Consider the following 19,336-nt stretch of genomic DNA (forward strand, 5'->3'; position numbering starts at 1 on the left):
GGCTTGCCGGCGATGAGGCTCGTGGCTTCATCGCATGCCTTGAGGCAGCCATCGCCGGCACGCCGGCTCCTGGGGGAGGGAGGTCAGGCGCAGGCTTTTTCGCTGATGACGCGACCGGCCTGCATGCGTACCAATTGGTCGGCGACGTCGAAGTAACGGTCGTCGTGGGAGATGACGATGATGGTCTTGCCCAGGCGCTTGAGGTCCGGCAGCAGCTCGGTGTAGAAAATCCGTCGGAAGGTCGGGTCCTGGTCGGCCGCCCACTCGTCAAATACCAGCACCGGGCGCTCATCGAGCCAGGCGTTGACCAGGGCCAGGCGCTTGCGTTGCCCGGTGGACAGGTCGGTAGTGGTGAACGCGCCATCGCGCACGCTGACCTTGTGCGCGATCTCCAGGCGCTCCAGGTATTGGGTGGCGTCGTCGGGCAGGGCCTTGTCGTTCTGCACCAGGTCGTCGAACAGGAAGTAGTCGGCAAAGATCGTGGTGAACATCTGGCGGTAGTCGTCCAGGCCCAGGGCGTCCACGGGCAGGCCGTTGAGGCGGATTTCGCCTTGCTGCGGGGTGTACAGGCCCAGCAGCAGCTTGATCAGGGTGGTCTTGCCGCAGCCGTTTTCGCCGACGATAAACAGGATTTCCCCAGGCTCGATGCTCAGGTTGACCGGCCCCAGCTTGAATGGCTCGCTGCCTTCCACGGGCGGGAAGGCGTACTGCACGTTGCGCAGTTCCAGGTGCTTCATCACCGGCACGCTTTTGTCGGCGTCATCGAGCAGCAGGTGCGGTTCCGGCGAGGAGAAGCGCTCCGACAGGTCGGCAATGCGCCGGAAGGCGATTTGTGCGCGGCTGATGATCGGCAGGTTGCCGATCAGGTTTTCCAGCGGGCCTTTCATGTACAGCAGCACCAGGACAAAGCCGCTCATCACCGCCGGGTCCGAGCTGGGCCAGAACTGTTGCAGGGTCAGCGCCAGGCCGATGACCACGAAAAACAGCATCGAGCCCAGGCTCTTGGCGATCACAAAAATATTGATCGAGCGGATATGGGTGTCGCAGATATGGTCGGCGGTGCCCTGGATATTGCGGGTGTGCATGGCGTGCCGGCGCGGGCGATGGATGCGCAGTTCCTTGGCGCCCTCGGCAATTGCCGAGTAGTGTTTTTGCAGGTTGTCTTCGGCGTCACGGGCCGCGTAGAAGCCCTTGATGCCTTTGCTCTGGGCCACGAACTGCACCGCCGAACCAATGCCGATGGCCAGCAGGGTCATGAGGAAGATCGGCCAGGACAGCACTGCCAGGTAGCCCAGGCAGCCCAGGATCACCGTGGTCGAAATCGCCAGCGGGGCAAAGGCGAAGGCAAAGTCGCTGATGGTGTCCACGTCATGGGTCAGCACCGGGATCAGGCGGTGGGTGCGATAGCGCTCGATCTGCTCGATGGGCGCGGCGAGCACCTTGGCGCCGAGGTCCTTGCGCAGTTTGGCAATCACCTTCTGCCCAACGAAGTTGGTGCCGATATCGGCGCCGATACTGCTGAGCAACGCCAGCAGACACAGCCCGGCGAAGGCCAGGACCACGCCGGTGCCCATGCCGTCGGCGCTGTGCAGGCCGCGGTTGACCGTGGCCAGCAGCGCGGTGACGCTGAGGCCACCGACGATGCCCAGGGTGATGGAAGAAATGACAATCCGTCGATAGGGCTTGAGCAGGCTCAAGAGTTCGCGAATGGCGCTGCGCGGTGCTGCGGTCATGAAACTACCTCGATCGCGACGTGGCTACGTGCTGTGGGCAAGTGAAGGCCTGCGCGCGAAGGTTTACCGCTGGCAGGCCGATAGTAGGAGGACGAGTCGGGCCCGGCGCGATTTAGCCGCGTCCCGAGTTGCACAGGCTCAGAGCTCCCGTGCCACGCGAAAGCCCAGCCAGTCGCCGCGCACGTTGGGGTAGAGGTTGTTGCGGTTGCCGGAGCGGGAAAACACCGGCGCCTCGCCCCAGTCGTTGCCGCGAATCTGCCGCACCTCGCATTGCCCGGTCAGCCAGGCACTGCCATCGCTGGGCGCTCCCACGTAGCTGTCGTTTTCACAGTCTTCGACCCATTCGTAGACGTTGCCATGCATGTCATACACGCCGAACGCATTGGGCGCATAGCTGCCGGCCGGCGCGGTGTAGCTGTAGCCATCGGCCGGCCCGTAGGTGTTGGCGTGCTTGGCGATGCTGTATTCCTTGCCCTCGTCGAACGGGAACGGGAAGGGCCCGGAGGTGCCGCCACGGGCGGCGTACTCGCGCAGGGATTCGCTGACCATGCGGTACTGCTTGCCGGTTTTCTTCGACAGCCAAGCGACATAGGCGCGGGCTTCGGCAAAGTCCATGCACACGGCCGGATGTTTGGCGCTTATCTTGTAGGTGGGCTTGCCAGCCGTGCATTTGCGGCCAGGGCGGTCGTCGCCGTCGGGCATTTTGTAGCCGGTTTCTTGCAGGTAGCTGTCCCATTCGCCGGCCAACACCTGGAAGCGGCTGATGGCCACGGGTTTGGCGAAGGTCACGTCATGGATCGGGCCTTCATCGGGCTGGCGGCCGACTTCATCATCCGGGGTGCCCATTTTGAAGGTGCCGGTGGGCAGCACCACCATTTCCGGGCAGTTCTTGCAGTCCTTGAACACGGTGCCGGGCTTGGGCGGCGTGGCGGCCTGGGCGGACGGTGCCAGGCAGGCGATCAATGCCGTCAGCGCCAGGGACTTGAGCAGCGTTGGGGTGAGCGGTTCATCGTTCATGAGTCGTCTCGTGGGCAAGAAAAAAGGGGATCAGAGGGCTTTGTCGAGCAGGGCCAGGAAGCGGTCGACCTCATCTTCGGTATTGAGCAGGCCCGGCGCGGTACGCACCACCGGGCCGACGTCGCGGTTCACCGCGTCGCTGACCACGCGGTTGCGCATCAGGTAGGCGGCCACCTTGTCGCTGTCCTGGCCCTTGACCCGGAAGAAGCTGAAACCGGCCGACAGCTGCGGGTTGGCCGGGGTGACCAGCTCGATGTTCGGTCGCGCCTGCAAGCGCTCCTTGAGGTAGGAGTTGAGGCTGTGGATGCGTTGCTGAACCTCGGCCTTGCCCAATTGCAGGTGCAGCTTGAAGGCCTCGTCCAGCGCCCAGCGATGCTCAAAGGCGTGATAGCCGCCGGGGGAGAAGGTGGTGGCGAAATCGGTGTCTTCGGAAAACGTCGGCATGCTCGGGGTGAGGGTGGTCACTTGCTCCGATGCGGCGCACACCAGGCCAGTGCCCCGTGGGCCGAACATCCATTTATGGGTGCCGGCGATAAAGAAGTCGCAGTGCATGTCCGGGAAGGCCAGGTCTTCGACGCCAAAGCCATGCACGCCATCGACCACGTAGAGAATCCGATCCTTTTCTTCGCGCCCCTGGTTGTGGCGCTTGACCAGTTGCCCGATTTCAGCGATAGGCAGCTTCACGCCGCTGCCCGACTGCACCCAGGTCATGCCCAGTACTCGGGTATTGGGGCGAATGTTGCGCTCGATGGCCGTCAGCACTTCATCGACCGACACGTGGTGGGCGTTGGCGAACAGCTTGATCTTGCGCACCTGGGTGCCGTCACGCTGGGTGCGCAACGCGAGGATGCTGTCGGTGGAAAAGTGCTCGTGCTCGGTGGTGAGGATTTCCTGGTCGGGGCGCACGTGGATGCCGCCGTAGATCATCGCCAGGCCCTCGGTGGTGCTGCCGGTGAGGGCGATCTGGCCGGGTTTGGCTTGCAGGTAGCGGCCGGCCCATTCACGCACCTGGCCTTCGCGTTTCCAGGGTTCCTGCAGGTCCCAGTCCATGGTCAGGCCGGGGTTGCGGTCAAGGGCGGCGCGGTGGCGCTCGATGGCTTCGCGCACGGGCCTTGGGTGCGAGGTGATCAGGAAGTTGGAGAAATGGATGTAGTTCGGATCCTGGTCGAACAGTTGGCGCAGGCCGGCCCATTTATCGACGGGGGCCTTGGCGCTAGCCGCCTGCACGTGCAGGCTGGTCCCCAGCGGCAGGCTGGCGGCGAGGATGCCGGCCTGTTTGAGAAAGGTGCGACGGTCGGTCATGGCGTTTGCTCGCTTGGCAGCACACCAGGCTTGGCGGACTTTTGCACCTGCTCCCACACCCGCAGGAAATTGCCGCCCCACAGCTTGGCGATATCGGCTTCGGAGTAGCCGCGGGTGATCAGTTCGGCGGTCACGTTGCGCACTTCACTGACATCGTTCCAGCCCTTGACGCCGCCGCCTTCGTTGAAGTCCGAGGCGATGCCGACGTGGTCGATACCGATCTTGCGCACGGTGTAGTCAATGGCGTCTCCCAGGTCCTTGAGGCTGGCCTTGGGTTCTTCTTCGAGAATGGCGTAGAGCTCGCTGGCGTACTCGCCGAACTTCTGCTCCGGCCAGGCAGCGATGATCGGGTCGCCGGGCATCAGGGCCATCGCCAGGTTGGGCAGGGGTGGCAGGTCGAAACGCGCGCGCAGGGTGTTGAGCTTGTCCTGGATCGGCTGGCTCAACGGGCGCAGATACCCGCCGAAGGCCACCACTTGCACCACGCCGCCACTGTTCTTGATCAGTTGCAGTTCTTTGTCGCTGAGGTTGCGCGGGATATCCACCGAGGCCCTAGGCGCGGAGTGGGAGGCGACCATGGGGGTGCGACTAAGCTGGGCGACTTGTTCGAGGGCGGTGGTCGACATTTGCGAGACGTCGATGATCACGCCCAGGTCGTTCAGGCGCTGCACTGCTTGCTTGCCGATGGCCGAGAGGCCGCCGAGGGCATCCGGCGAATCATTGAAAAACGGCAGTGGGCGCGAGGAGTCGGCCCAGCTGTTGTTGCCGATGTAGCTGAAGCCGAACATGCGCATGCCGCGCGCCGTCCACATGTCCAGCAGGTTCAGGTCATTGCCCAGGGGGTAGGCGTTGAGCATGCTGATAAAAATCGCAAACTTGCCCTCGCCATGCAGGCGGCGCAAATCGGCCGGGGTGTAGGCGATGCCCACCTGGTTGGGGAAGTCGCGGACCATGCCGGCGATGATCTTGTAGCGCACCTCTTGCTGGTGCCGGGCTTCGTCGACAAAACCTGCGGTAGGTTTGTGTGGTGCATTGGGGCCATTCCACAGCTCGGGCCAGCCGAAAATCGTCAGCGCCGCCCCCGACAGCCGCCCGCGACTGGCCTTGACCAGGTCGAACTGGCCGCTGCCGTCCTTGTCTGCTTCATGGCCGGCGGTGCCGAAGTCCAGGGGCACGGTGATATGGCTGTCGAACGATATCAGGCGGTCCTGCAGTTCATTGGCCTGCTTGATCACTTCCAGCGGGTAGCCGGCATTGCCGCCAAGCCAGTGATCCCAGGCCAGGCCTGCGCCGGCAGCAATGGCCAGGGCCAAGGGCAGGCCGATGTATAGAGCCTTTTTCGAACGTGGTTTTGTCATTGCCATCTCAGTCGGTTCGCCTTTGAGGTGCGGGCGCAAGGGGCCTTTGCTATCTGGGGAGAACGAGCGCAGGGCCGGGAAATTTAAGCGCGGCCCCTACAGTAAATTTGCCGCCCGGCTAAACGTTCTAGCTTGGATAAAGCCTGCTCCAGGGCTGACACAGGTAGGAACATGACGATTTCTCGACGAGGGTTTATCGCAGGCCTGGCGCTGACCGGCGCCGCCGTACCTGCTGCCTTTTATGCCCATCGCGAGTTGACGCGTGAGGAATTTCCCATCACTCCCGAGGAAGCCACAGTGGACCTGGCGGACACCGCCGGCCAGCAGTTGGCGAACAGCCTGCGCGGGATCTGGAGCCTGCGCCTGGAAGGGCGTGACGCCGGGCTGCAAGGCTTGCCCCTCGACGGTCTGGAACTGTTTCTTGATATTGCGCCGCGCGGCCGTGGCGTGCGTGGCTACCTGGACACCGCTGGCCAACTGCGTGGGCAGGGCGAGCCGCGCTATCAGGTGCTGGGTGACCTGGCGCCGGGCGACGCGGCGCTGTTGTACTGGCGCCTGATCGACCGCGACGCGCCGGACGGCATGCCGGCCTATGAATTGACGATGCGCCTGGATGAAGTCTGGGGCAGCTTCGGCAATGCCGGCAGCGGCACCCTCAGCGGGCAGATTCTCAATCTCGACCGGCCCCTGGCGCTGCTGGAGCTGGATAACCGATTTGTCGCCACCAAACAGCTGTTCCCCGAAGCCCGCGAACGCATCGGCCTCAACCCAGCGCTGCTGGCATGGTTGATTGCCCCCGAACACCGCCTGTTCCACCAGCTCTGGCACGCCACGCGGGACCAGTGGCACAAGCTCCCCGAGGACAAGCGCAACGCGCTGCGTGGCATCGGTTGGCAGCCCGGGCCACGGGACCAAGAGCGCGATGCCCGTGGCCCGCGCAAGGACCGCAACGGCTCGGGTATCGATTTTTTCTTTATGCATCGGCATATGCTCGGTACGGCGCGCTCCCTACAAGACTTGCCGTCCTGGCCGCGCTTCCCGCCGCCGCAGCCCGAGCTTGAGCGTGATCGCCAGGGCTTCGCGCGCTACTTTGACAATCACGATGGCTTCGCACTGCCGCCGACCTGGATGGCCAGTGGCGATGAGCAGTACAGCCAGTGGGTCAGTGATATCAAGGCTTGCGAGACCTATCACAGCAACTTCCAGGTGTGGGAGTCGCAGTACCGCGACCCGCGTTACCTGGCCAGGTTGACCCTGGGCCAGTTCGGCTCGGAGGTTGAGCTGGGGCTGCACGATTGGCTGCACATGCGCTGGGCGTCGGTGCCGCGCGACCCTTCCAACGGCGCACCGGTGCCCTTTGCGCGCGATCCTGCGGATTTTTCGGCGCGTTGGTATGAGCCTGAAAATGACTTTTTGGGCGACCCGTTTTCCTCCCATGTGAACCCGGTGTTCTGGCATTTCCACGGTTGGATCGATGACCGGCTGGAGGACTGGTTCCGCGCCCATCAGCGCTTTAATCCGGGTGAGCTGAGCCGCCTGGAGGTCAACGGTGTGCCATGGTTTGCGCCAGGGCGCTGGGTCGAGGTGGGTGATCCATGGCTGGGGCCGGATACCCATGGTTGCAGCGCCACCCCGGGATTGCAGATGGGGCGCACCGTGGAGATGGATCCGGAAACCATGAAGCTGGCGTTGCGCATCACCTTCGGCGCTGATGATGACAAGTTGCAGGACTTGTTCCGCAAGGTGCCGAAGCGGCCGTGGTATGCGCGGCATTTGAAGGTCAGGGAGCGGACGGTTTGACCTGTCCGATCAACGTCAAACGGTAGGCGCTGGCTTGCCGGCGATGGCAATGGCGATGGGGCAGGCAACATCGCCGGCAAGCCAGTTCCCACATTAGATCCTCATCGTTAAAGACCAGACGCCTGCCACCCCCCTCCCAGTGCCTTGTACAGCGCAATACTCGCCCCCAGCCGTGCCTGGCGCAGTTGCACGTTCAAATCCTGGGCGGCATACAGCGTGCGCTGGGTTTCCAGTACGGTAAGCAAGTCCTCCGCGCCAGCCTCATAGCGGCTCTGGGCGATACGGAAGGCTGTCTGTGCCTGGTCCAGTTCTTCATGCTGCCACTGGCGCTGTTCGTCCAGTCGGCGAATGCTGCTCAGGGCCTTTTCTACATCGGCAAAGCCATTGATGATCGCGCCGCGATAGGTTTGCAGCAGCTCATCCTGGCGTGCCGTGGCCTTGTCGCGTTCGGCGCTGAGGCGGCCGTTGTTGAAAATCGGTGCGATCAGCCCGCCCGTGAGGTTGTAGAACGGGTTGCGCAGCATATCGCCAGCACGGTTGGCGCCCGAGCCCAGGTTGGCGCTGAGGGTCACGCTGGGCAGCATGGCGGCGCGGGCGACGATGATGTCGGCCTGGGCGGCCGCCAGTTGCGCTTCGGCGCTGGCAATGTCCGGGCGGCGGCTGAGCAGGTCGCTGGGTACGCCGGCGGCGATGCTTGGCCAGCGCAGTTGCTCAAAGGCCTGGGGCGTCAGTTGCAGCGTCTGCACCGGTTGGCCGAGCAGGGCGGCCAGGCTGATCCGTGCGGCTTCGGTCCGCTGGCGTACCTCGGGCAGTTGGCGTTGCTGCGCGGCGACCAGGCTCTTTTGCTGGGCCAGTTCCAGTTGGGTGGCAGAGCCCGCGTCATGCCGGGTCTGTACCAGCTTGAGCACGTTCTGCGCATTGGCCAGGTTGAGCTCGGCGATGCGTTGTTGTTCGTGCAGGGCCAGGAGCTGGGTGTAGGTGGTGGCCACGCCGCTGAGCAGGGTCAATTCCACCGTGGCGCGCTCGAATTCGCTGGCGCGCACCGCCAGTTCAGCACTGTCGCGAGCGGCGCGCTTGCCGCCCCAGAAGTCGATTTCGTAGGTGGCAGTCAGGCTGGCATTGAAATAATCCACCGCGTCATTGTTGTTGTCGGCATCCAGTTCGCTGTAGCCGTTGCCGCGCAGCAGTTTCCGGCGGTTGGCGTTGAGCCCGCCCTTGAGTTCGGGCAGCAGCGGCGCGCCGGCCACCACGGCGCCGGCCTGGGCCTGGCGCACCCGGGCCATGGCGCTGGCCAGGTCGTAGCTGCCGGTGCGGGCCTGTTCGATCAGTTGGTCGAGCTGCGGGCTGGCAAAGGCCTTCCACCATTGCTGGTTGACGTGCAGAGCGTTGGCCTGGCTTGCCGTGTCCCAGGCCGGCGGCGGCTGCAGGCCGCTGGCCGGGCGCTGCGCCGGGCTGCTGCACGCGGCCAGCAGCAGGCTGGCGGCAACGAGGGTCAAGTGCGCTTTCATAGGGCGATCATTCACTGGTAAGGGCCGTGACCGGGTCGAGCCGGGCTGCTTTGCGGGCCGGCATAAAGCCGAAGATGACGCCGGTGACCAGCGCGCAGGCGAAGGCGCCCAGGGCTGCGGGCAGCGAGAAGGCGACGGCCACGCTGCTGAGGATCAGCGCGCCACCGACCAGCAGGGCCAGGCCGATCCCGGCCACCCCGCCGACCACCGTGAGCATCACCGCTTCGGTGAGGAACTGGCGCAGGATGTCGCGCTGCCGGGCGCCAGTGGCCATGCGGATGCCGATTTCCCGGGTGCGTTCGCGCACGGTCATCAGCATGATGTTCATCACGCCGATGCCGCCCACCAGCAGCGAGATGGCGGCAATCGAGCCGAGCATCAGCGACAGAGTGTTTTGGGTCCGGGCCTCGGCCTGGATCATCGCGGCGTTGTTGGTCAGTTCAAAATCCCGCTTGCCGTTGTGCAGGCGCAGCAGCAACTGGTCGATGGCTTTTTCGGCCTCATGCACCTTGCGCGCGTCGGCGGCGGCAATCACCACGTATTCAGGGTTATAGGTGCCGAACAGGCGAATACTCGCGGCAGAGTAGGGGATGGCGATACGGTCGTCGCTGTCCTTGTCGCCGGAGCTGGCGCCTTTTTCGGCAAGCACGCCGATCACCTGGAACGGCACGTTTTCGATCAGGATGTATTGGCCGATAGGGCTGGGCAGGTCCTTGAACAGCTTGTCGCGCACCCGTTTGCCGATCACCGCGACGGTAGCGGCGGCGCGTTCGTCAGCCTCGGTGAAGTAGCTGCCCTCGACCACTGGCCAGTTGAAGATCGTCGGGAAGTTGGTGTCGTTGCCGCCGACATAGGCCATGTGGTCGACATTGCCGAAACGCACCCCGGCCTCCGCGCCATTGACCGGCATGATGCGCTTGACCTGGGGCAGGGCGGCCATGGCGGCGACGTCGTTCATGGTGATAATGCCGGGCGGCGTACGTGGGTTGGGCGCCGAGCCGCTGACATACAGGATGTTGGAGCCAAAGGCGCCCATCTGCGCCATGACCTGGCGTTTGCTGCCTTCGCCCACGGCCAGCATCACCACTACCGAGGCCACGCCGATAATGATCCCCAGCAGGGTTAGGGCCGTGCGGAAGCGGTTGATCCACATGACCCGCCAGGCCGCCTGCACCGCGTCCACCAGTTCAGCCTTCCAGGCGCCGTTGTGCTCGGCGCCGTCGGCCAGGCGTTGGCGCAGGTCCACCGCTTGCAGGGCCTTGGGGTTGGCTTCAGTGGCGGGCTGGTTGTGGGTGTTGGGGGTGTCGCTGATGATCAGGCCGTCGCGGATCTCGATGATGCGCTTGGCCCGCGCCGCCACTTCGCGGTCGTGGGTGATCAGGATCACCACGTGGCCCTGGCTCGCCAGTTCGTCGAGCAGGGTCATGACCTCGGCGCCGCTATGGCTGTCGAGGGCGCCGGTAGGTTCGTCGGCGAGGATGATATGCCCGCCGTTCATCAAGGCCCGGGCAATCGACACCCGTTGCTGCTGGCCGCCGGACAACTGGTGCGGGCGGTTGCCGGTGCGCCCGGCCAGCCCCAGGCGGGTCAGTAGGGCGGCGGCGCGGGCGTGGCGTTCGGCGGCCGGTGTGCCGGCATAGATCGCCGGCATCTCGACGTTTTCCTGGGCCGAGCCGGACGGGATCAGGTGGTAGCCCTGGAACACAAAGCCAAAGGCCTCGCGGCGCAGCCAGGCCAGTTCGTCGGTGTCCAGTTGGGCGACGTTTTCCCCGGCGAACAGGTACTGGCCGACGGTGGGGCGGTCGAGGCAGCCGAGGATATTCATCAGGGTCGACTTGCCTGAGCCGGAGGCCCCGACAATCGCCACGAATTCCCCGGCATGGATCGACAGGTCGATCCCGCGCAGCACATCGACCTGGGGCGCATCACCGCCCCCGTAGGATTTGCGGATGTCCCGAAGTTCGATCAGCGGCGTCAACATTCAGCCTCCGCTGCTGTCGGCGGGGCCGATCAGCAGATGATCGCCTTCGTTCAGGCCGTCGAGGATCTGGATGCGCAGGCGATCGCTGATACCCACCCGCACCTCACGGTCTTCGATGCTGCCGTCCTTGGCCACCACGCGGGCCAGTTGCATGTCGGGGCGGGTGCTGCCCTGCAGGGCAGCGACGGGCGCGGTCAGCGCATCGGTGACGCGGCTGGCGACGAAAAACACCTGGGCGGTCATTTCCGCCATCAGTGCGTTGTCGGCGTTGTCCACATCCAGCAGCACGGTGTACAGCACCACCCGGCCGCTGCCGCTCTTGCTCGAACTGCTGGGGCTGCCGCCACCCTGGCTGGTTTCGTTGAGGGGCTTGGGCGGCACCGGCAGGATCTGGCGCACGGTGCTGGTCCAGCGCCGGTTGCCACCGCTCAGGGTGGTGAAATAGGCCTGCATGCCCGGTTTGACATGGCCGATATCGGCTTCCGAGACTTCCGCCCACACGGTCATCGGCGACAGGTTGGCAATGCGCAGGATCAGCGGCGTCTGCTGCTGGCTGTTGAGGGTCTGGCCTTCGCGGGCATCCACGGCCACCACGGTGCCGGAGATCGGCGCATAGATGCGCGTGTAGCCCAGTTCAGCCTGATCAACCCGCAGCGTGGCCTGGGCCTGGCTGATCTGCGCCTTGAACATGTCGATGCGCGCCTGGGTAGCATCCAGTTCAGCCTGGGCGGTTTGCACGTCTTCATCGCGGGTGGCGCCACCGGCGGCCAGGCGTTGCTGGCGCTGGTACTTCTGCTGCGCCAGGCGGTGTTGCGCGTGCTGTTCCTGCAGTTGGGCCTGCAAATTGGCGATGGAGTAGCGGGTGGCGTCGAGCTTGGCTTGTTGGGTGGCGGGGTCGATCTCTACCAGCATGTCGCCTTCCTTGACCTGGGCGCCGGCTTCGACGTGAATCTTGCGGATCTGCCCGGAGGCCTGGGCGCCGACATCCACGTAACGCCGCGGTTGCAGGGTGCCGAGGGCGGTCACGCTGCTTTCGATATCGCCCCGGTGTACTTGCAGGGTGGCAAATTTATCCCGGCCGGGCGGGATCAGTTGCCAGGCGGCGAACGCGGCCACGGGGATCAGGCAAAGTGCTGCCAGCAGAGCGCGCCGGGTGTGTCGGGGACGGTTCATGCACGGGTTCCAGCCAGGAAAGTTCGGACCGCAGCTCAATCGCCCACAAGGGCAGAGACAGGCGCGGCAAGCTGTCAGGTAAACGAGGTATTTGCCCTGAAATTTAAGTGCTTACACACGCCGTTACAGCTGGGCGAAACGCCAGTATTGGACGTTGTGTGTAGGACTTTTCAAATCTACATGAGAATTACTATAAATTAGACGGCCTCAAACTGCCATCACCGCATTGCCCGCGCCGGCGGCTCCGCGCCTGCCAGGGTGAATCCGGTGCGAGGCTTAAATTTTTTTTCATGGTCCTCGTTTCCTATCAACACATGGCCTGTTGTTCAGCAGGTCGCCCAGGCTTTCCGCCCCATCGCCACGGGGCTTATCCAGAGGACACTGGAATGACACAGGCAATTGCATCGCCCGCGGTTCACGACCTGATCGGTATTGGTTTCGGTCCCTCGAACCTGGCGCTGGCCATCGCCCTGCAAGAGCGCGAGAAAGCCCAGGGCAAGCTCGATGTGCTGTTTCTCGACAAGCAGGCCGACTACCGCTGGCACGGCAATACCCTGGTGAGCCAGAGCGAGCTGCAGATTTCCTTCCTCAAGGACCTGGTGACCCTGCGCAACCCCACCAGCCCGTACTCTTTCGTCAATTACCTCAAGGCCCACGGGCGCCTGGTGGACTTTATCAACCTGGGCACCTTCTACCCGTGCCGCATGGAGTACAACGACTACCTGCGCTGGGTCGCCGGGCAATTTACCGAGCAAAGCCGCTATGGCGAGGAAGTGCTGGCCATTGAGCCGATCCTGCATCAGCAGCAGGTCGAGGCGCTGCGGGTGATCTCCCGCGATGCCCATGGCGAGCAACTGGTGCGCACTGCACGTTCGGTGGTGGTCAGCGCCGGTGGCACGCCACGGATTCCCGAGGCGTTCAAGGCGCTCAAGGATGACGGACGGGTGTTCCACCATTCCCAGTACCTGGCGCGCATGGCCCAGCAGCCGTGTGTCGAGGGCAAGCCGATGCGCATTGCAATCATCGGCGGTGGGCAGAGCGCGGCCGAAGCGTTTATCGACCTGAACGACAGCTTCCCCTCGGTGCAGGTGGACATCATCCTGCGCGGCTCGGCCCTCAAGCCTGCCGATGACAGCCCGTTCGTCAACGAAGTGTTCTCCCCGGAGTTCACCGACCTGGTGTTCCAGCAGCCCAGCAGCGAGCGCGAACGCCTGGTCAACGAGTACCACAACACCAACTATTCGGTGGTGGACCTGGACCTGATCGAGCGCATCTACGGGATTTTCTACCGGCAGAAAGTCTCCGGCATCGCCCGCCACGCATTCCGCACCCTGACCACCGTGGAAAAAGCCAGCGCCGGGCCCTTGGGCATCGAGTTGCTGGTACGTCACAACGCCACCGGTGAGACCGTGATCAACCACTACGATGCGGTGGTCCTGGCCACAGGTTATGAACGGCAGATGCATCGCCAGTTGCTGGCGCCGCTGGAGGCCTATATGGGTGACTTTGAAGTCAGCCGCGATTACCGCGTGGTCACCGACGAGCGCTGCAAGGCGGGCATCTACATGCAGGGTTTCAGCCAGGCCAGCCATGGCTTGAGCGATACGTTGCTGTCGATCCTGCCGATTCGCGCCGATGAGATTGCTGCCTCGCTGCACGAGCATGACCGCAGCCTGGGCCAGGCGCGCTCGGTGCGTGATGTGCTGCTGGCCACCGCGAGCTGACAGCGTTGCAGATCGTTCCCGCGCCCGCGGGAGCGATGCCTGGCTGAACCCTGGCTGAAGAACCCGGCGATTCGCCGCACTGTCACTTTCCTCCCGCAGACTGCGGGCGTAAGCTGCGCCGGTTTTCAACCATAGCGCAGACCTTCGTGAACAGACTTTCGAGTGACAGTTGTCGACCAGGCTTGGCCAGCTGACGCGCATCCCCGTGCCGTTGCCTCGCCGATAAAGCGAGAAGCGGTCTTTGGGTAGCGAACCGTCCGGTTCCTGCCTGATCCCCCTTTTTTCGACGCTGATTCTGCGGGCAATCAAAGGGAGATTCATCATGCAAGCCCTCAACAATATCAATCTGGATTCCCTGATCGACACCGTGGTCAGCCTCAGCGCGGCTTTCATCCTGGGTGGGCTGATCGGCTTTGAGCGCCAGTTCCGCCAGCGCACGGCGGGGCTGCGCACCAACGTGCTGGTGGCGGTGGGGGCGGCGATCTTTGTCGACATGGCCAACCGCCTGGCCGGGGCCGAAGGGGCGGTGCGGGTGGTGGCGTATGTGGTGTCCGGGATTGGCTTTCTCGGCGCCGGGGTGATCATGCGCGAGGAGGGCAATGTACGCGGGCTCAATACGGCGGCCACGCTGTGGACTTCCGCCGCCGTGGGCGCCTGCGCCGGCGCCGACCTGATCCTCGAGGCGTTCCTGGGTACCTGTTTTGTGCTGGCGGCCAACACCTTGCTGCGGCCGATCGTCAATAACATCAACCGCCAGCCTTTGGATGTGGTGTCGGCGGAGGTCACCAATATCCTCTACGTGATCGCCCGGCGCGCCCAGCAGCAGGCGGTGATGGCCTTGCTCGAATCGGAACTGGCGCGCTGCAACTACCCGGCCAGTGATGTCGACGTACGGCCATTTGGCACTGAGGAGGTGGAAATCGAGGCGACGCTGGCGGCCAACTCGGTCGACGGTGACGAACTGGACGCCCTGGTGGCGCGGATCTCGCAGTCGACCCTTGTGGTGCAGGCCTTCTGGAGCCCCAGCACCACCGACTGAAGCAAACCCTGCATCCCCCAAAAAGCCGCCTCCTGTCATAGGGGGCGGCTTTTTTTATTGAATTTGACTACGCTTTTGGAAGGATTAATCCTACAAGTGCGCCGGATTTTCCCTTCGGGCGAAACATCATTCCGTTGTTAATGTTGCGCCGTTGCACCTAACCAAATTCCGTTGAAACGTTCTGTGTAGACAGTGCCGCTGGTCGGAACTGGTATTTCTCACAGGTACAGGGGTTTCGTGTGATGTGTAAGGGTGTTGGCGCCCCTGAAATGAGTGGTCGCCAATGAAGCAACTAAACAATCGTGGTGTCTTCCCAGGGAGCCGCATGAGCAAAGCGCTAATCGTGGATGATCATCCGTTCATTCGTTCTACCGTCAAATACCTGTTGCGCCAGGAGGGCTTCGAGAAGATTTTCGAAGCTGCCAACGGTGCCGACGCCTTACAGATTGCCAGGGAGGAGCGACCGGACCTGGTCATCCTCGACCTGGCCATGCCCAAGTTGGGCGGGCTGGAGGTCATCAGCCGGATCAAGGCATTGGGCCTGCCCTGTAAAATCCTGGTGCTGACCTCCTATCTGGCAGTGTTCTTTTCCACTCGTTGCATGCGCGCCGGGGCGATGGGCTTTGTCGCGAAAACCGGTGAACTCGATGAGCTGCAAAAAGCCATCAAGGCCGTCATGTCCAACTACAGCTGCTTCCCCAGCCTGCCCACCAGTTCGGTGCGCAAAGACGACTTGCAAACCACTGAACAGCAACTGGTAGAGGCACTTTCCGACCGCGAACTGATGGTGCTGCAAAAGCTCGCCCTGGGCCTGGGGAACAATGAAATCGCCAAGGACATGCTGTTGAGTCACAAGACCATCAGCACCTATAAAACCCGGTTGAAGGAGAAACTGCGCATGTCTTCGGTGGTGCATTTATCCAAGTTCGCCCAGCGCAATCATCTGATCTGAAATGTCGACCTCTCTGGGCAAGTGGCTCGCCGTACTCTGGCTGGCGGGCCTGTCACTTACCGTCAACGTGGCTCTGGGCGAGCCACAGGCTTTGCATCTGTTGGGGCATTCGAGCCTGGAAGCGCCACAGGTGAACCTCAATGAGGCGGACTGGCGCTGGTTGCGCCAGCGCCGCACGTTGGTGATGGGGGTTTCCGCTCCCGACTACGCGCCCTTTGATCTGACGAATAACAACGACGAACTGGAGGGGATTACCGCCGATTATGCGGCGTTGATCGCCCTGGCCCTCAACGTCAAGGTCCAGGTGCAGCGCTATGAGCACCGCGACGAAGCCATCGCCGCCCTCAAGCACGCAGAGGTGGATTTTGTAGGCACGGCCAACGGCTACGAGGCGGCGGACGGCCAGTTGAAGCTGTCGCGCTCCTACGCCAATGACCAGCCGATCCTGGTGACGCGGGTGGGCGATAGCCAGTCGCTGACGGCCGACCTGGACGGCAAGCGCCTGTCCATGCTTTATCACTACATGCAGCCCGGTGCAGTCGCGGCCTTCTACCCCAATGCTTCATTGCATATCTATCCGTCGGCCTTCGAGGCGATTGGCGCAGTGGCCTTTGGCCAGGCGGACGTCTACCTGGGCGATGCAATCAGCACCAACTATCTGATCAATAAAAATCATCTCAATAACGTGCGCATGGCGGACTTTTCCAGCCTGGAGGTCAACCCCTTTGCGTTCGCGCTCGCCGGCGACAATGAGCGGCTGCTGCGTATTGTCAATGCGGTGCTGGAGGTGATCCCCGCCAATGAGCAGATGGAGATCCTGCGCCGCTGGAGCGCCGGTAACCTGGGGGTGGTCGGCCGCGAACGCCTGCGCCTGAGCGCCAGTGAGCAACGCTGGCTGGACAAGCACCCACGGGTCAGGGTCACGGCGCTCGACAAATTCCTGCCGCTGTCATTTTTCAACGACCGTGGGCAGTTCCAGGGCTTGAGTGCCGAGGTACTGGCGCAGGTCAGCTTGCGCACCGGCTTGAAGTTCGACGTGATACGCGGCGGTTCGCTGCCGCGCCAAGTCGAGCAGGTCAGCGAGGGCGACGCGGACATGATCGCGCTGATTACCCCAAGCATGTCCCGGGAGGACAAGATCCGCTTTACCCGGCCTTACCTGAGCAACCCGTTCGTGCTGGTCACCCGCGACGATGAGCGCAGCCCGATCACCATGGAAGATATGACAGGTAAGCGCCTGGCGGTGATTCGCAGCAGCGTACAGCGGGAAATCATCAGCCGGGAATACCCCCAAATCATCCTGGTAGACGTCGACGGCCCCGCCGAGGCCATGGCCCTGGTGGCCAGTGCCGGGGTCGATGCGTCGGTCAATGCGCTGATGATTGCGCGTTACATGATTGCCCATAAATACCGTGATCGCCTGCGTATCACCAGTACCGTGGGCGCGCAGCCAGCGCGTATCGCCTTTGGCGTGGGGCGCGGCCAGTTGGAGCTGTATTCGATCCTGGAAAAGGCGCTGCTGAGCATCTCTCCCCAGGAAATGGACGAGTTGACCAACCACTGGCGCAGCGAAGTGGTGATCGACGACAGTTACTGGCTGCGCCACCGCGACACGATTATCCAGGGGTTTGCGCTGGCCGCGCTGCTGTTGGCGCTCACCCTGGGTTGGGCCATTTACCTGCGCAGCCTGATACGCAAGCGCGGCCAGGCCGAGCGCGCGCTGAGCGACCAGATGCGCTTTATGAGCGTGCTGATCGACGGCACGCCGCACCCGATCTATGTGCGCGACCGCATGGGCCGGTTGATGGCGTGCAACAGCGCCTACCTGAATGTATTCGGCTTTTGCCTTGAAGATGTGATCGGCAAGACCGTGGTCGAGACCGACACCGGCAACCAGCCCCAGTCCCAGTCCTACCATGAAGACTACTTGCGCCTGATGGAGCGCGGCGAGCCGCAGATTCACGACCGTGTCCTCAAGGTACCTGGGGGCGCGACCCTGACCATTTACCACTGGATGCTGCCGTACCGCGACGGTGACGAGAAGGTCGTGGGCATGATTGCCGGCTGGGTCGATGTCAGTGAACGCCAGCGCTTGCTGGGGCAATTGCAGGAGGCCAAGGAGGGTGCCGACGCTGCCAACCGGGCCAAGACCACGTTCCTGGCGACCATGAGCCATGAAATCCGCACGCCGATGAACGCGGTGATCGGCATGATCGAGCTGGCGTTGAAAAATGCCGAGCAGGGGCGGATCGACCATGATGCCCTGGCCGTGGCCTCCGACGCTTCGCGGGGCATGCTGGAATTGATCGGCGATATTCTCGACATTGCGCGCATCGAGTCCGGCCATCTGTCCCTGGCCCTGGAGCCATCGAACCTGCGTGAGTTGCTGGCCTCGGTGGCGCGCATCTTCGAAGGGCTGGCGCGGACCAAGGGCCTGGTGTTGCAGGTGGCACTGGACCCGCTGCTTGACCGGCATGTACTGATCGATCCGTTGCGCTTCAAGCAGGTGGTTTCCAACCTGTTGAGCAACGCCATCAAGTTCACCGCCCAGGGCCATGTGCGCTTGAGCTGCAGTGGCTCGCCTGCGGTTGCCAATGGTTATCTGAGCCTGCGGCTGGTGGTGGAAGACACGGGGGTAGGCATCAGCGTCGAGGACCAGATGCGCCTGTTCAACCCGTTTGTCCAGGGGCGCAATACCGACCAGTCGGCGCGCAGTGGCTCTGGCCTGGGGCTGGTGATCAGCCGCAGCCTGTGTGAAATGATGGGTGGCCAACTGAAGTTGAGCAGTGTGCTGGGGCAGGGCACTCGCGTGGAGGTCACGTTGGCCCTGGCCGTGGCGTCTGCTGCCGCGGCCCATCACGAGCCGGCCGCTCTGGATGCTCCGCCGGCCCATAGGTTGAATATCCTGGTGGTGGATGACTACCCGGCCAATCGCCAATTGCTGACCCGCCAACTGAGTTTCCTGGGGCACCGCATCACTACGGCCGAAGATGGCGTGCAGGGCCTGGAGTACTGGCGGGCCGAGCGCTTCGATGGGGTGATCACCGATTGTAATATGCCACTGAAAAACGGCTATGACCTGGCGCGGGAAATTCGTGCCGACGAGCGTGCCCGTGGCCTGGCGCCTTGCCTGTTGCTGGGGTTTACCGCCAATGCCCAGCCCGAGGAAACCGAGCGTTGCCTGGCAGCAGGGATGGACGGTTGCCTGTTCAAGCCGACTGGCCTCGACGACCTGCATGCGGCGCTGGCTTCGCGTACGGCCCTGCCTTCGGTCAACGAGCCGCAGGCGGCCGAGGCGATCCAGACGATCGATCTGGGCCGCTTGCTGAAGTTGACCGGTGGCGATATGGACGCGATCAGGGAACTGTTGGAGCCGCTGCTCGACAGCCTCGCCGAAGACCGCATGCAACTGCCGGCCTTGCTGCAACAAAACCACTACGCACAGTTGCATGACCTGGCCCACCGGACCAAGGGCGGGGCGCGCCTGGTTGAGGCGCAGGCGTTGGTGAGCGCCTGTGAGGCCCTGGAAGCCGCCTGTGAACAACGTGATCGGGAGGCGTTGGCCTTGGCGGTGGCTGGCGTGCAAGCAGCCATTGATCAGTTGCATCAGGCCCTGGCGGACTATTGCAACCGGGCATAAGAGTAGGAAGTGCGAGAGTGTTTAGGAGAACTCCTACGTGCAGAGGGAACTACCCTGATTTTGCTATCGAAATATGTCTGAAAAAGTAGGCCGCTCCTTCAAACCACGA

The 19,336-nt window shown here is 63.3% G+C and carries 12 protein-coding genes; 5 read left to right on the forward strand and 7 right to left on the reverse strand.

The features are described 5' to 3' along the window. Positions 1 to 83 precede the first annotated feature (83 nt). The 4 genes from HBO19_RS23490 to pvdM form a co-directional block, all read right to left on the reverse strand. Positions 84 to 1,733 (reverse strand): cyclic peptide export ABC transporter, encoded by a 1,650-nt coding sequence (locus tag HBO19_RS23490; RefSeq protein WP_169954766.1) that lies wholly within the window; start codon positions 1,731 to 1,733, stop codon positions 84 to 86. A gap of 138 nt (positions 1,734 to 1,871) precedes the next feature. Then, positions 1,872 to 2,750: a formylglycine-generating enzyme family protein gene (locus tag HBO19_RS23495; RefSeq protein ID WP_169954765.1), complete on the reverse strand. Its 879-nt coding sequence runs from the start codon at positions 2,748 to 2,750 to the stop codon at positions 1,872 to 1,874. 30 nt (positions 2,751 to 2,780) lie between these two features. Further along, a complete protein-coding gene (locus tag HBO19_RS23500) occupies positions 2,781 to 4,052 on the reverse strand; it encodes an aminotransferase class V-fold PLP-dependent enzyme (RefSeq protein WP_170058413.1) in 1,272 nt (423 codons plus the stop codon). Beyond that, positions 4,049 to 5,410, reverse strand: coding sequence for a pyoverdine-tailoring dipeptidase-like protein PvdM (pvdM, locus tag HBO19_RS23505; RefSeq protein WP_170058414.1), 1,362 nt, complete (start codon positions 5,408 to 5,410; stop codon positions 4,049 to 4,051). Before pvdM ends, HBO19_RS23500 begins: the two co-directional genes overlap by 4 nt. A gap of 171 nt (positions 5,411 to 5,581) precedes the next feature. Here pvdM and HBO19_RS23510 point away from each other — a divergent pair, with 171 nt between their 5' ends. Further along, a complete protein-coding gene (locus HBO19_RS23510) occupies positions 5,582 to 7,210 on the forward strand; it encodes a PvdJ/PvdD/PvdP-like protein (protein WP_170058415.1) in 1,629 nt (542 codons plus the stop codon). A 107-nt stretch (positions 7,211 to 7,317) separates the two neighbouring features. Here HBO19_RS23510 and HBO19_RS23515 read toward each other — a convergent pair whose 3' ends face one another. From HBO19_RS23515 to HBO19_RS23525, 3 genes are read right to left on the reverse strand one after another with little or no spacing between them, the layout of a single operon-like run. Continuing rightward, complete coding sequence (locus HBO19_RS23515) at positions 7,318 to 8,718, reverse strand: efflux transporter outer membrane subunit (RefSeq protein ID WP_169954761.1); 1,401 nt, start codon at positions 8,716 to 8,718, stop codon at positions 7,318 to 7,320. Positions 8,719 to 8,725: 7 nt separating this feature from the next. Continuing rightward, positions 8,726 to 10,699, reverse strand: coding sequence for a MacB family efflux pump subunit (locus tag HBO19_RS23520; RefSeq protein ID WP_169954760.1), 1,974 nt, complete (start codon positions 10,697 to 10,699; stop codon positions 8,726 to 8,728). Then, complete coding sequence (locus HBO19_RS23525) at positions 10,700 to 11,872, reverse strand: efflux RND transporter periplasmic adaptor subunit (protein ID WP_170058416.1); 1,173 nt, start codon at positions 11,870 to 11,872, stop codon at positions 10,700 to 10,702. It abuts the gene before it with no gap. A gap of 386 nt (positions 11,873 to 12,258) precedes the next feature. Here HBO19_RS23525 and HBO19_RS23530 point away from each other — a divergent pair, with 386 nt between their 5' ends. From HBO19_RS23530 to HBO19_RS23545, 4 genes are all read left to right on the forward strand, one after another. Then, on the forward strand, positions 12,259 to 13,596 hold the full coding sequence (locus tag HBO19_RS23530; protein ID WP_169954758.1) for a SidA/IucD/PvdA family monooxygenase: 1,338 nt from the start codon (positions 12,259 to 12,261) through the stop codon (positions 13,594 to 13,596). 322 nt (positions 13,597 to 13,918) lie between these two features. Further along, entirely contained in the window at positions 13,919 to 14,635 is a 717-nt protein-coding gene (locus HBO19_RS23535) for an MgtC/SapB family protein (protein ID WP_170043722.1), read from the forward strand. Between the two features lie 325 nt (positions 14,636 to 14,960). Further along, complete coding sequence (locus tag HBO19_RS23540; RefSeq protein ID WP_169954756.1) at positions 14,961 to 15,587, forward strand: response regulator transcription factor; 627 nt, start codon at positions 14,961 to 14,963, stop codon at positions 15,585 to 15,587. A gap of 1 nt (position 15,588) precedes the next feature. Further along, positions 15,589 to 19,227 (forward strand): transporter substrate-binding domain-containing protein, encoded by a 3,639-nt coding sequence (locus HBO19_RS23545; protein WP_169954755.1) that lies wholly within the window; start codon positions 15,589 to 15,591, stop codon positions 19,225 to 19,227. Positions 19,228 to 19,336: the final 109 nt, after the last annotated feature.

Origin of the sequence: Pseudomonas sp. WS 5021, from assembly GCF_012985535.1 — a bacterium.
Lineage (GTDB): Bacteria > Pseudomonadota > Gammaproteobacteria > Pseudomonadales > Pseudomonadaceae > Aquipseudomonas.

Coding starts and splice junctions, on each gene's coding strand:
- HBO19_RS23520 (WP_169954760.1), bottom strand. CDS start 10,699: ATGTTGACGCCGCTGATCGAACTTCGGGACATCCGCAAATCCTACGGG.
- HBO19_RS23500 (WP_170058413.1), bottom strand. CDS start 4,052: ATGACCGACCGTCGCACCTTTCTCAAACAGGCCGGCATCCTCGCCGCC.
- HBO19_RS23510 (WP_170058415.1), top strand. CDS start 5,582: ATGACGATTTCTCGACGAGGGTTTATCGCAGGCCTGGCGCTGACCGGC.
- HBO19_RS23530 (WP_169954758.1), top strand. CDS start 12,259: ATGACACAGGCAATTGCATCGCCCGCGGTTCACGACCTGATCGGTATT.
- HBO19_RS23490 (WP_169954766.1), bottom strand. CDS start 1,733: ATGACCGCAGCACCGCGCAGCGCCATTCGCGAACTCTTGAGCCTGCTC.
- HBO19_RS23540 (WP_169954756.1), top strand. CDS start 14,961: ATGAGCAAAGCGCTAATCGTGGATGATCATCCGTTCATTCGTTCTACC.
- pvdM (WP_170058414.1), bottom strand. CDS start 5,410: ATGACAAAACCACGTTCGAAAAAGGCTCTATACATCGGCCTGCCCTTG.
- HBO19_RS23535 (WP_170043722.1), top strand. CDS start 13,919: ATGCAAGCCCTCAACAATATCAATCTGGATTCCCTGATCGACACCGTG.
- HBO19_RS23515 (WP_169954761.1), bottom strand. CDS start 8,718: ATGAAAGCGCACTTGACCCTCGTTGCCGCCAGCCTGCTGCTGGCCGCG.
- HBO19_RS23495 (WP_169954765.1), bottom strand. CDS start 2,750: ATGAACGATGAACCGCTCACCCCAACGCTGCTCAAGTCCCTGGCGCTG.
- HBO19_RS23525 (WP_170058416.1), bottom strand. CDS start 11,872: ATGAACCGTCCCCGACACACCCGGCGCGCTCTGCTGGCAGCACTTTGC.
- HBO19_RS23545 (WP_169954755.1), top strand. CDS start 15,589: ATGTCGACCTCTCTGGGCAAGTGGCTCGCCGTACTCTGGCTGGCGGGC.